At 57.7% G+C, this 11,932-nt stretch carries 8 protein-coding genes; 4 read left to right on the top strand and 4 right to left on the bottom strand.

Features of this window, described 5'->3' with window-relative positions; genetic code table 11:
* Nucleotides 1-288 precede the first annotated feature (288 nt).
* From rhtA to FRT59_RS06295, 4 genes are all read left to right on the top strand, one after another.
* The gene (gene rhtA / locus FRT59_RS06310; protein ID WP_034116820.1) at nucleotides 289-1,176 is read left to right on the top strand and encodes a threonine/homoserine exporter RhtA; all 888 of its coding nucleotides are present in this window, start codon (nucleotides 289-291) and stop codon (nucleotides 1,174-1,176) included.
* A gap of 164 nt (nucleotides 1,177-1,340) precedes the next feature.
* On the top strand, nucleotides 1,341-1,622 hold the full coding sequence (locus tag FRT59_RS06305; protein ID WP_003190182.1) for a hypothetical protein: 282 nt from the start codon (nucleotides 1,341-1,343) through the stop codon (nucleotides 1,620-1,622).
* A gap of 110 nt (nucleotides 1,623-1,732) precedes the next feature.
* Nucleotides 1,733-2,464 carry an SDR family oxidoreductase gene (locus tag FRT59_RS06300; RefSeq protein WP_034116821.1) on the top strand — a complete coding sequence of 244 codons (732 nt, stop codon included), beginning with the start codon at nucleotides 1,733-1,735 and terminating at the stop codon, nucleotides 2,462-2,464.
* A gap of 34 nt (nucleotides 2,465-2,498) precedes the next feature.
* Nucleotides 2,499-3,089: a 2-hydroxychromene-2-carboxylate isomerase gene (locus FRT59_RS06295; RefSeq protein ID WP_153870665.1), complete on the top strand. Its 591-nt coding sequence runs from the start codon at nucleotides 2,499-2,501 to the stop codon at nucleotides 3,087-3,089.
* Between the two features lie 15 nt (nucleotides 3,090-3,104).
* On the opposite strand, the gene FRT59_RS06290 is transcribed toward FRT59_RS06295, so the two are convergent.
* The 4 genes from FRT59_RS06290 to FRT59_RS27425 all read right to left on the bottom strand — a co-directional run bounded on the left by FRT59_RS06290 (nucleotide 3,105) and on the right by FRT59_RS27425 (nucleotide 11,712).
* Nucleotides 3,105-4,913: an aminopeptidase P family protein gene (locus FRT59_RS06290; protein ID WP_153870664.1), complete on the bottom strand. Its 1,809-nt coding sequence runs from the start codon at nucleotides 4,911-4,913 to the stop codon at nucleotides 3,105-3,107.
* A gap of 49 nt (nucleotides 4,914-4,962) precedes the next feature.
* Nucleotides 4,963-6,123: a cysteine desulfurase family protein gene (locus FRT59_RS06285; RefSeq protein ID WP_153870663.1), complete on the bottom strand. Its 1,161-nt coding sequence runs from the start codon at nucleotides 6,121-6,123 to the stop codon at nucleotides 4,963-4,965.
* 247 nt (nucleotides 6,124-6,370) lie between these two features.
* Nucleotides 6,371-7,741, bottom strand: coding sequence for a DUF1552 domain-containing protein (locus tag FRT59_RS06280; RefSeq protein ID WP_153870662.1), 1,371 nt, complete (start codon nucleotides 7,739-7,741; stop codon nucleotides 6,371-6,373).
* 2 nt (nucleotides 7,742-7,743) lie between these two features.
* Nucleotides 7,744-11,712: a DUF1592 domain-containing protein gene (locus FRT59_RS27425; protein ID WP_325168008.1), complete on the bottom strand. Its 3,969-nt coding sequence runs from the start codon at nucleotides 11,710-11,712 to the stop codon at nucleotides 7,744-7,746.
* Nucleotides 11,713-11,932 lie beyond the last annotated feature (220 nt).

Genomic DNA, 11,932 nt, shown 5'->3' with positions numbered 1-11,932 from the left:
AACACCTCTTTTTCAACTTCCTTTCGGCTTCGATGAACTGAAGCAACCTGCTGCCGAAAACCTCATAACTCATTGTTTACCAAGGAGTTTTCCGTTTCGACTGCGCCGGAAGTGGGGCGAATTATAGACAGATATAATTCGCCGTCAACTCTTAATTTGGGCTTTCTATCAATTCCTTCTATATAGAAAACCACAATCGGCACATGAGCAATATATTGCTCATTGCTTAACAGTTAAGCATCATAGCGACTTCTGTTTATCGACTATGACTTCGGAAGAACACCTCCAATGACCACCCCTCCCCGCAGCCTGGCCTCTGCACTGTTTCCCGTCGGCCTGCTGTTGATCGCCATGGCCTCCATCCAATCCGGGGCCTCATTGGCGAAGAGCATGTTCCCCATTGTCGGCGCACAAGGCACCACTGCCCTGCGTTTGATTTTCGCCAGTGTGATCATGCTGCTTCTATTACGCCCATGGCGCGCCAAGCTGACAGCCAAGTCCTTGCGTACAGTGGTCATCTACGGGATGGCGCTGGGTGGCATGAACTTCCTCTTCTATATGTCCCTGCGCACCGTGCCCTTGGGGATTGCAGTAGCGCTCGAATTTACAGGCCCACTCGCCGTCGCTATCTACGCCTCACGACGAGCAGTTGACTTCCTGTGGATTGCCCTCGCGATCATAGGCCTGCTCCTGCTGATCCCGATGGGCGAGGCCAGCAGCGGTATAGACTGGGTAGGAGCGGCTTACGCGCTGGGCGCAGGCGTGTGCTGGGCGCTCTATATTCTATTCGGCCAAAAGGCGGGGAATGACAACGGTGTTCAAACCGCCGCACTCGGCGTAATGATTGCCGCCTTGTTCGTTGCACCGATCGGGGTCGTGCATGCTGGCACTGCACTACTGACGCCCGCCCTGATTCCTATCGCCATCGGCGTCGCAATTCTGTCGACTGCCTTGCCCTACACGCTGGAGATGGTCGCACTGACTCGCCTCCCCGCGCGCACGTTCGGGACGCTGATGAGTATTGAGCCGGCGTTCGGCGCCGTCTCCGGCCTGCTTTTCTTGCACGAGCACCTATCCCTCGCCCAATGGCTGGCCATTACTTGCATTATCCTGGCTTCCGTGGGTGCCACTTTGACAATGCGCAACGAATCCAAACCGCTGGTGCCCGCCGACTGATCATCTTTAATTCTAGCTCTGGTATTTGCCGCTCATTTAGGCCATGTTTAAGCCGTAAGCGAATGTCATTCATGGAGAGTTTCGACACGGACAGCACGAACGCCAGGCTCGAGAGCGAGTAAAGCGGCTCTGCTCTTTTGCAGGGCGGCCTTTTAAGGATGGGAATGAAACGAATTTTGATACTGTTGCTGGTTGTAGGCATCGCTGGCTGTGCTGCAACCACCAAAACAGAAGTGAAGCGGGGCAAAAAAGGGTTGCATATCAACTGTTCGGGCCTGTCCTCCTCCTGGGACCAGTGCTACACCAGTGCAGCCAATTCATGCGGCGCCAAGGGTTACCGGGTGATTGCCAAGTCCGGTGACAACTCCGAGGAGCCCGGGGACTACCCCTTCGGCCTCAACCCTGCCGGCTACACCAGCCGCAGTATGATCGTCATCTGTAAATAGCAGCCCGAGCAGTCCCTCCTGACTGCTCATCTTAAATTCCCGCTAAATTCCAAGCCATTTGCGACACGGCGGCTAAACTCCTGCTCGATTATCGAGCCAATGGAGTTCCCATGACGCACAACAAGAGAGTCGTATTGGTGGTCGGTGCTGGTGACGCCACCGGCGGCGCCATCGCCAAGCGCTTTGCTCGCGAAGGCTACATCGCCTGCGTCACACGTCGCAGCGCCGACAAACTGCAGCCCCTGGTAGACAGCATCCAATCGGCAGGCGGAGAAGCCCACGGCTTTGCCTGTGATGCGCGCAAAGAAGATGACGTCATCGCACTGGTCGAGCAAATCGAAAGCGAACTGGGGCCCATTGAAGCGTTCGTCTTCAACATCGGCGCCAACGTGCCTTGCAGCATTCTGGAAGAAACCGCACGCAAATATTTCAAAATCTGGGAGATGGCGTGCTTTTCTGGTTTCTTGAACGCGCGCGAAGTTGCCAAGCGCATGGTCACTCGTAACCGCGGCACCCTCCTGTTTACCGGCGCCACTGCCGGCTTGCGCGGGAGCGCGGGGTTTGCCGCATTCGCCGGTGCCAAACACGGAATCCGCGCCCTTGCCCAAAGCATGGCGCGGGAATTAGGCCCGATGGGCATCCACGTCGCCCATGTGGTGGTCGACGGCGCCATCGATACCGACTTCATTCGCGAGAACTTCCCGCAAAAATATGCCCTCAAGGATCAAGATGGCATCCTCAACCCAGATCACATTGCCGACAACTACTGGTTCCTGCATAGCCAGCCTCGAGATGCCTGGACGTTCGAGCTAGACCTGCGCCCCTGGAACGAACCTTGGTAACACGACCTATAACAATAAGCAGCGAGTATCGACCATGAGCAAAACCCTGGAGTTCTTCTTTGATCTCGGCAGCCCCGCCACTTACCTGGCCTACACCCAGCTACCGGCGCTCTGCGCCGAAACCGGCGCGCAGTTGGTGTATCAGCCGATGCTGTTGGGCGGCGTGTTCAAGGCAACTGGCAACGCCTCCCCGATTACGGTGCCGGCCAAGGGGCGCTACATGCTGGATGACCTGGCGCGTTACGCCAAACGCTACAACGTGCCGCTCAGGTTTAACCCGCACTTCCCCATCAATACCTTGTTAATGATGCGCGCAATCACCGGCATGCAAATCCACCAGCCTGAGCGTTTTTCCGACTTTATCGACTGCCTGTTCGGAGCGCTTTGGGTAGAGGGCCGTCACCTTGGTGATCCCGAGGTCGTCGCCAATGTGCTCGTCGAACATGGGTTCGATCCAGAGCACATCCTGGCCCTGTCCAATGATGAAGCCGTCAAGAACGCCCTCAAGGACAAAACCGAACAAGCCGTCAAACGCGGCGTGTTCGGTGCCCCTAGTTTTTTTGTAGGAAACCATCTGTTCTTTGGTCAGGACCGTCTGGACTTTGTGCGCGAAGCCCTCAGCTAGATTTCGCCTGCTGCATCAAATAGCGGTGGTGCGCACTTGCAACCACTCAAGTGCCGCACCACCGAGCAACGGGCTCAGGCGCGCGCGCACCTCGGCGTGGTACGCGTTGAACCACTCCCGCTCATCCGCCGTCAGCAACGACGGCTCCAGGCAACGGGTATCGATCGGGCACAAGGTCAGGGTTTCGAACTTGAGGAACTCGCCAAACTCGGTCTTGCCCGCCTCTCGGTTCAATACCAGGTTTTCAATACGCACACCCCAACGTCCAGGGCGATAAGTACCCGGTTCAATCGAAGTAATCATCCCCGCCTGCATCGCCGTTTGTGGCGCAGCAACGGCCTGGTAGGCAATGACCTGTGGGCCCTCGTGCACATTGAGGAAATAACCTACACCATGGCCTGTGCCGTGACCGTAATCCACACCTTCCGCCCAGATCGGCGCACGGGCGATAGCGTCCAGCAGCGGTGACAGAATGCCTTTGGGGAAGTGCGCACGGGACAGCGCAATCACTCCCTTGAGCACCCGCGTGCAATCGCGCTTCTGCTCTTCACTCGGGGTACCCACAGGCACCATCCGCGTGATGTCCGTGGTCCCGCCCAGGTATTGGCCGCCCGAGTCGATCAACAGCAAGCCATCCCCTTCGATCAACGCATGCTCTTCTTCGGTGGCGTGGTAATGCGGCATCGCGCCATTAGCATTGAACGCGGCAATGGTGTTGAAGCTCAGCGACACATAACCTGGGCGACGGGTACGCGCAGCGGTCAGGTGTTCGTCGATAGTCAGTTCGGTAATGCGCTCGCGGCCCAGGGCGCTGTCGAGCCAGGCGAAGAATTCGCACAGCGCCGCGCCATCCTGCTCCATGGCTTGGCGGATATGTTCCGCGTCCGCCAGGCTCTTGCGGGATTTGGCGAGTGTGGTCGGGTTGAGACCTTCCACCAGCTTGACGCCTGCGTCGAGGTTATCCAGCAAGCCAGCGGTCACGCGTGCGGGGTCAACCTGCAGGCTCGCACCCGACGGTACGGCACGCAACGCTTCGGCCACTTCACTGTAGTCACGCAAGGTCACGCCATCCTGCTCAAGCACAGCCCGCAGCTCGGCATCGACCTTGCCCAACGCCACAAACAACGTGGCCTGCTGTTGATTGATCAACGCAAAGGACACAAACACCGGATTGAACGACACGTCACCACCGCGCAGGTTGAACAACCAGGCGATGTCATCCAGCGTCGCGATGAAATGCCAATCGGCACCCTTGTCTTTCAAGCTGGCACGCAGTGTCGCCAGCTTCTCGCCACGACTGACGGTGGCTTGGGGAGGCAGGTGCTGGTAGATCGGCTGGTCAGGCAGTGTCGGGCGGTCTTGCCAGACTTCATTGAGCAGGTCGATATCGGTACGCAGGCTGGCACCGCGCTCGACCAGCTTGCCACCCAGGGTGCGTGCCGAGGCCACGGCCATGACCGCGCCGTCCACAGCCACTACGCCACCTTCAGGGGTTTGCTCGGCCAGCCACTCCAGCGGCCCAGGCTGGCCTGGTTGCAGTTTCACCAACTCAATGCCACTGCCATTGAGCTCCTTGGTCGCCTGTTCCCAATAACGGCTATCAGCCCAGACCCCGGCAAAGTCAGCCGTGACAATCAGCGTCCCCACCGAGCCATGAAACCCGGACAACCATTGGCGGCCCTGCCAGTAACCCGGCAAGTACTCGGACAAGTGCGGGTCGGCCGATGGCACCAGCAGGGCATGAATGCCCTCGCGGCGCATCAGTTCACGGGTATGCGCCAGGCGCTGGGGAACCGTTCCATGGGTCAAAGGCTGCGTACTCATTGTGTCTCCTGCTAACCACTAATAATTGTTATGGGTTGCGAATGATAAATCAGACCGCCCAGAACGCCGGTGCGCTGGTCAGTGCCGCCTTGATCAGTTGCGCGGCGTCGTCGATGTCCTGTTCGGTGGTAAACCGGCCCAGGCTCAAGCGGATAGTGCGACTGGCGGTGCGAGCATCATGCCCCAAGGCCAGGAGCACATGGGACGGTGCATTGCTTGCCGAATTGCACGCGGAAGTCGCGGAAAAGGCAATGCCCGCGCTCAATGCGGCAGAATTGAATTCGCCTTCGCTGAACGTGAGGCTGAGGGTATGTGGGATACGCTGGTTTGGGCTGCCATTGAGGCGCAAGCCGGCAACCGACTCCAGGTTATCCAGCAGGCGCTGGCGCAACGCAACAATCGTGGCCTTCTCATCGGCGAAGGATGCCGCTGCCAAGGCAAACGCCGTGCCCATGCCTGCAATCTGATGGGTCGCCAGGGTGCCGGAACGCAAGCCCCCTTCGTGGCCACCGCCATGAATCTGCGCCAACACTTTCTGCTGCGCCCGAGGCCCGACATACAACGCGCCGATGCCCTTGGGGCCATACAGCTTGTGGGCAGAGAACGACATCAGGTCCACCGGCCACAGGGTCAGGTCGATCGCCACCTTGCCCGCCCCTTGCGCCGCGTCCACATGAAACAAAGCCCCATGCTCACGCACCCGCGCGCCGATGGCCGGGATGTCGTTCAGGGTGCCCAGTTCGTTATTGACCAGCATCAGCGAGACCAAGAAGGTGTCCTCACGCAACGCTTCGTTGACAGCTTCGACGCTGATCAAGCCGTCCGCATCCGGCACCAGGTACGTCACGGCTACGCCGGCTTCCTGCAATTGTCGAGCGGTGTCCAGCGTAGCCTTGTGTTCGATCTGGCTGGTGATGACGTGCCCACCCGCCACACCACGGGCCTGAGCTACGCCCTTGAGCGCCAGGTTGTTGGATTCTGTGGCACCGGAGGTCCAGACGATCTGCTCAGGCTGGGCACCGACCAACTCGGCCACCTGGCGACGCGCCTGTTCAACCGTATGCCGGGCCGCCTGGCCGAACGCATGGGAACTGGACGCAGGGTTACCGAAATTGGCATTGAAGCCCAGACATTCGACCATCACCTGGATAACCCGCTCATCCACCGGTGTGGTGGCGGCGTAGTCGAAATACAACGGACGTTTATTCATGACAAAACTCGCAAAGCGTGTCCCGAGAGCAGCGTCTCGGGGAGCATCGACCGGAATTGAGATCGTCAGGTTTAACCGATCGAATGCGATTAAAAAAGGAAACTTTATTTAAATGTGCGTTGGAACGCTCCTGAAATTCAGCTTAACAGTCTGTACGGGCGCGCTGTTAGAACGATTGGGCCTAAACGCAAAAAACCGAAAAGTCTCACCTGCAGACTTTTCGGCTTTTCGTACAACACACCAAAACTTAAACGTTAGTAAATATCCCGCTTACCGGATCAACATTCCCAGCATACGGCACGCTGGTTCCTGCTGCCTTGGCAATAGTCGCCCAAATCCGCTGCATATCGACCATGGTATTACCAATCACAGGGTTGCCTTCTTGCTTACGGTCGCCTTGCGCCGTGATATTGAAATAGCGCCCCGCCCCATCGCCACTCTTCAACAATCCGCTAGCTCCCCCCATCAATACCAAAGGCATATCCTTCGTATGTTCGGGGGCGCCATCAGCCATTTCGCTGGTGAACACGACCAGAGTGTGCTTGAGCAAGCTATCGGTAGTTACGTCAGGATCGGTATGGCGCGCCAGTTCATCCATGAACAACCTGACCCGCTGGGTATACCACTGACGGGACTTCTTCCATACAGCCAGCCCAGCATAGCGGTGTGCGCAATCATGGGGGTTGGTGACGTCACTGACATCCAGAATATTCAGGGACTCCGCGGAGCGACCCACCTGAATTGTAGCGACACGCGTGATTCCGCACGCCAGCGCGGTGGCCACCACCTGGTGATGGCTGGCCTGCACCTGATTACGAAAGGCTGCAGACTTGAAAGGCACTGATTCAAGTTCCAACGGAGCACACTCGCCAATAGGCGGTAACGTCTCTTCCATATCTTTGAGGGTCTGCTCCACCGCATCCAACTGCGTATCAAGCTTTTGCTTCTGCACACCGGAAAGCCGCCCTCGCATCTCGTTGATATCTGCCAGCACCGGATCGAAAACGTGACTGTTGCGCACCTGTTTCTCACGCACCTCTCGACTCACGGTGCCAAAGAGATTTTGCAACAGCACTTCAGGATCCTGCACCGGCGTGCGGATACCACCGCCGCTTTGCTGCCCACTCCACGACACATACCAGGGCGTACCGTCGATGCCCGCATGCGGCCCGGCAAACACGCTGCGCTGGGCGGGGTCGGTTCCCGGAATATGCTCCCCCAGCAGCACATCGATCGATGCCATTTTTTTCTGGCTGTCGCGTAAAGCCCAGGTCCATCCATTGTGACCTTCATTACCTGGACCGAGAATCGTGCCACGCAGGTATAAAGATTGGTCCTTGTAGGCCGCAAGTTCCTGGCTGACCTCATTGAGCTGGAAGTCTGATGTGTCCAAGCCATTGGCACTGGGATGCCATAGCCCCCGACCATCGCTGGAGTATGCCGATTCGGAGTCGACTGCCAGACCATCGGGCACGACAAAAAACACCACCTTGAGCTTGGCCTGCTGGCTTTGCCCCGCCAGAGCAATACGCGCCAATCCAAATTGGGTGAGCGGCCCGAACACCCCGACTGCAGCCAGGCCAGTCAGAAAGCGGCGACGACTTTTCAGGATATCCATGATCAATCCCTCTGCTTCTTGAATTGAAACGCGTTAGAAGTGCCCAGCGTGCGCAACATCGCCGGTAATGAGCCGGTGTCCTTCAGCCCATCGGTAAGCGCCTTGAGCGTAGCGGACGTGGATTCGTCAGATCTATTACCCGCCGCAAAGCGAAAGTAACTGTCGGCCATGCAGAACAACGACGCCGAGTTGTGGGCGATCAGCTTAGAGATATCCCGCACGTCCTCGATGGGCACTGTCCCATCGACGCCAATGAACGGGCCGGATGACTTGATCGGCAACTGCACAGGGAACTGGGCGTAGTTGTAGGCTGGCTCCTGCTGGCGATAGCGCCCGGTGGCGTCGTAATGCTCCATGGAGGCGCCGGTGTCATTCATATACTGATGGCATTGCCAGCACCGCCCTTTTGAAGCCTCTTTGCCGTTGATCAGATCCCAGCGTTCGCGGGTTGTAATTGCACGCGGCGGATACGTCGGCTCGGTGGGTTGCGCTTCGACCGGCGCACCAAACTCTCGGCAAAACAGTTGTTCGCGAATCGTGATGCCGCGTTTGACCAACGACGTGACCTTGTAATCGGCGGTGGAAGCTTGAAACAGCCCCAAGTGCAGCAACCCTCCGCGCTTCTCATCCACAACGACCTTGCGCAGCGCATTACCTGTAACTCCGCTGATACCGTAGTGCTCAGCCAGCCTCTGATTGAGAAACGTCACCCCTGGGTTGAATAACTCATCCAGCGTGCCCTTGCCATCGAGCATTACATGGCGGGTCAACAGCGATTGTTCCTGCGTCATCAGTTGGATCATGGACGCATCCAACCCCGGCTTTTCCTGCACGCCGCGTTGTGTCCTTATGTAGTAGCTGATGAATCGGTTGAACTGCTCAAGGCCTTTTTCGGTGCGCATCATGCGGTCGATTTCCGCCGTGATCTGCTGCGGGGTCTGCAACTCATTGCGCTCAGCCTTTGCCAGCAACTGCGCGTCTGGCGTAGTTCCTTGATAGGTGTAGGACAACGCCGTCGCGGTCTCGTAAGGCGTCAACCTGTAGACCTCGGTTTTCCCCGCCACGGGCTGGCCCAGCTCCGAGCGATAGAGAAAGTTGGGCGACAACAGCAGTGCAGTTACCAGAGCCCGGTGCCCTTGCTCATCCAGTACGGTTTGATAGCGTGCAAGCTCAGCCACGGTCAGATGCCGGCGGAAAAGCTGGTAGCCCAAGGCACTCACGATCTGCCCCTTGGCAGTCGATTTGAGTTGGTACACCTGTTCGGGCGTCATCCGGTCAGCAATGGACACGGCCATGTCATACAGTTGCTTGATGTCTTCAGCCTGCAAGAATCCTTTGCTGGCCTCGCCAGGGAATTTGAAGTCCTTTTCCGACTTATCCGCCGGCAGCCTCTGCGTATCGACCGTAACGGCCAGGATATCTTTGACACTGTTTGCATATTCGTCACGTGTCAGCAGGCGTAATTGCCGCTGGCCATGGGCTTCGGTAGGGCGCAGGTACGGCGCCCATACCACGTCAAACAAGTGCTTGCTGATCTCGCTGGCACAAGTGGTATCGCAATGCCCAGCCACCCCCATGGTCTGAATTTGCCGCACCAACGCCGCCTCGCCAGCGGAACTCCACGCCACCGCCATGCGCAGGTTTTTGAAAAACTCCACCGCGTGGCACTTGGTGCACGACTCGGCGAGCACCGTTTCGCCCAAGTTCGGTACATGGCGATAAGTGAGAGGCGTCAGTTGTTCGTCCTGGCTTTCTTCGTTGATACGCAGCGAAACCAGTTCCGGCTGCGGTTTTTCCTGCGCGAAGAAGGGGTAAACGACGTCGTAATCCCCGTAGTCCAAAAGCTCAGTGACGCTTTTACCCCATGGCACTTGCACCACTTTCGGCACCGCATCCGCAGGGTCTTTGGGCTTGAGGGTGAAGTGCCAATTGGCATCCGTCACGGATGCCGGCTTGGCAGGCGCTAGCACCGTAATCTTGATAGCCAACTTGACTGGCCGCAGCCGGTACCCCAGGTTCAACGTCTGCTTGCTGTTCTCGGCGGACAAGGTGAGCGACGTATTGCGCGTCTGCGGAATCCAGTTCTTCACATCATTGAGTCGTACCTGATAGGTGCCATAAGGCAAGCCTTTGAGGATCAAGGCAGCCTGATTGTCGGCGGGGTTGAAGGACGAATGGAACTGGCGGGTGTTACCACCGGGAGAGATCAGGGTGCCGCTGACCATTTCATCCTCAAGCTCAGGCGCGGGTGCCAGCGCTGGTCGCAAGACTAGCTGCGTATCCGGCAGGCCTGTAGCGTCATAACTCACCCGATAGATCACCCCCGCGACGTCATCGGAAACCAGCAGGCTTTTGTCCTCCAGCTCCAGGAAGTCTGCCGGCCGGCCAATACAGGAGTCGTCCAGGCAATACACATCAAAACGCAGTGGGTCCTGGATAAACCCGTTGATCAACGGAATCTGGTTCACCACCCGTGTTCCGTCTTGTATGGAGACGACCCGTATATCCATGCCCGGCCGCGCCGCGGTACCCGCACCATGTACCGCCACCAGCATATTCTGAGTATTTGCAGGAGCCGGGTACCCCTCCCAGAACTTCAATCCCAGTGGCGCTGTGTTGGTACCCAACTCAAAGGCCGCAGGTACATAGTCTTTCGGATTGACCTCCTGCAAGGACTTATCAGAAACAATAGCCCCCTGAACCAAGGGCGGCTGAATCACCCCTGGGTTACGAAACTCTTCGTCAGTAAACCCCAAGGTACCTTTGCCAAAAAGGTAAGGCACCCCAAAATGCTGGGCGGGCCCGCTGATACGGTTGATCTCATCGGGGTTGGGAAAACCCTGGCGGTTGTTATCGGTGAACCAGATGTCACCTGTCTTTGGGTTCCAGTCGAAACCGACGGAGTTACGTACCCCTTTTGCAAGGATTTGTGCCTTGCCGGTCACAGTGTCATAACGCAACAACGTGCCGTAGCGCGGGTCAGCCGGAATCATGCACAGATTGCAGGGGATACCCACGGCGGTGTAAAGCCCCTTGTCCGCAGGGTCCAGGGGATTGAAATGCAAGGGGTGCTTCATGTGCCAGACGCGCGTGCTGGAACCGGACGCCACGGATGGCAGTGGAAAGGCCGAATCATCGGCTGGAAATTTGAACACCAGCTCAGGCGCAGGGTTCTTGTAATGCTCATCGGCGTTACGCAAGCGATAGAGTCCGCCGGTGGTCGAGTAATACAAATCACCGTCGCGATACACTACACCGTGGGGCTCTTCCAGGCCGCTGGCGATCACATAGATACCGGTCGGTTTGCCGCTGCTGTCGAGTGGCAAGGCGTAGACCATATCGGCGATCTTTCCATCGTAGACATAAGACGGAATCGCACTGGAACCCACATAAAGCACGTTCTTGCCCATGGCCATTTGCCGAGGCTGAATCAGCCCCTGGGCAAACAGTTCGATCTTGATACCCGGCAGACCGCTGAGTTTGCCAACCTGAACCGGTGGCCGATATTTCAGGGTGATGCTTTGTTCCTCGCCTTCGTCGCGGCGGAACGAAACAATACGCGGCGTGTTCAAGGGCACAAACCCATTGGCGACATTCATCACTAATTGGTAGTCGCACGCTTTCAAGTTATCGAGATGGATCGTTTCGCCGGACCTGGCGCTGATCGGAATTTCTTCGCCCTGGCAGCGCAAGACGCCGGTGACCAACTGATCGGCTCCGGCCACACCAGGCGTTGGCTGACTGACAGGCCCTCGGCCGCTCAACGTGGCGAAGTTCAAGATCAGCCGGTTACCCGAATAGCCACCGCACGCGCCGAGGTCTTTCCAGGCGTCAGGCCAGATAACAGCGCCGTTGGACGCGGGTCGGCCGGGGTTGTAGTCGCTTTGCTGGCACCATTGCCAACTGCCCGGCCCTAATGGCGGAGAGTCATTGTCCCGCCTGCATTCAAACTCATTGTTGTGGTTCTGCACCCGATCGCCTTGCTTATAGACTGTTCCCGCTATGTAAGCCGGTTCAGTACAGGCCTGCGCAGATACCTCCACACTCAACAACGCGCAGAACAAGACAGGCAAAACCCGGCCACAGCGCGAAACAAGCGACTCCCAACCAATCGACATCGTCATGATCACCAGCCTCAAAGGCAGGCCAGGCGTATTTCCATCGAAGAAAGACTGCGCAGTTTCACGTTCC

The sequence above is a fragment of the Pseudomonas haemolytica genome, assembly GCF_009659625.1.
GTDB lineage: Bacteria > Pseudomonadota > Gammaproteobacteria > Pseudomonadales > Pseudomonadaceae > Aquipseudomonas > Aquipseudomonas haemolytica.
This window is presented reverse-complemented; position numbering and strand designations above follow the sequence as displayed.

What these genes read in the sequence shown, in the direction of transcription:
- rhtA (WP_034116820.1), top strand. Translation starts at nt 289, where the DNA reads ATGACCACCCCTCCCCGCAGCCTGGCCTCTGCACTGTTTCCCGTCGGC.
- FRT59_RS06305 (WP_003190182.1), top strand. Translation starts at nt 1,341, where the DNA reads ATGAAACGAATTTTGATACTGTTGCTGGTTGTAGGCATCGCTGGCTGT.
- FRT59_RS06300 (WP_034116821.1), top strand. Translation starts at nt 1,733, where the DNA reads ATGACGCACAACAAGAGAGTCGTATTGGTGGTCGGTGCTGGTGACGCC.
- FRT59_RS06295 (WP_153870665.1), top strand. Translation starts at nt 2,499, where the DNA reads ATGAGCAAAACCCTGGAGTTCTTCTTTGATCTCGGCAGCCCCGCCACT.
- FRT59_RS06290 (WP_153870664.1), bottom strand. Translation starts at nt 4,913, where the DNA reads ATGAGTACGCAGCCTTTGACCCATGGAACGGTTCCCCAGCGCCTGGCG.
- FRT59_RS06285 (WP_153870663.1), bottom strand. Translation starts at nt 6,123, where the DNA reads ATGAATAAACGTCCGTTGTATTTCGACTACGCCGCCACCACACCGGTG.
- FRT59_RS06280 (WP_153870662.1), bottom strand. Translation starts at nt 7,741, where the DNA reads ATGGATATCCTGAAAAGTCGTCGCCGCTTTCTGACTGGCCTGGCTGCA.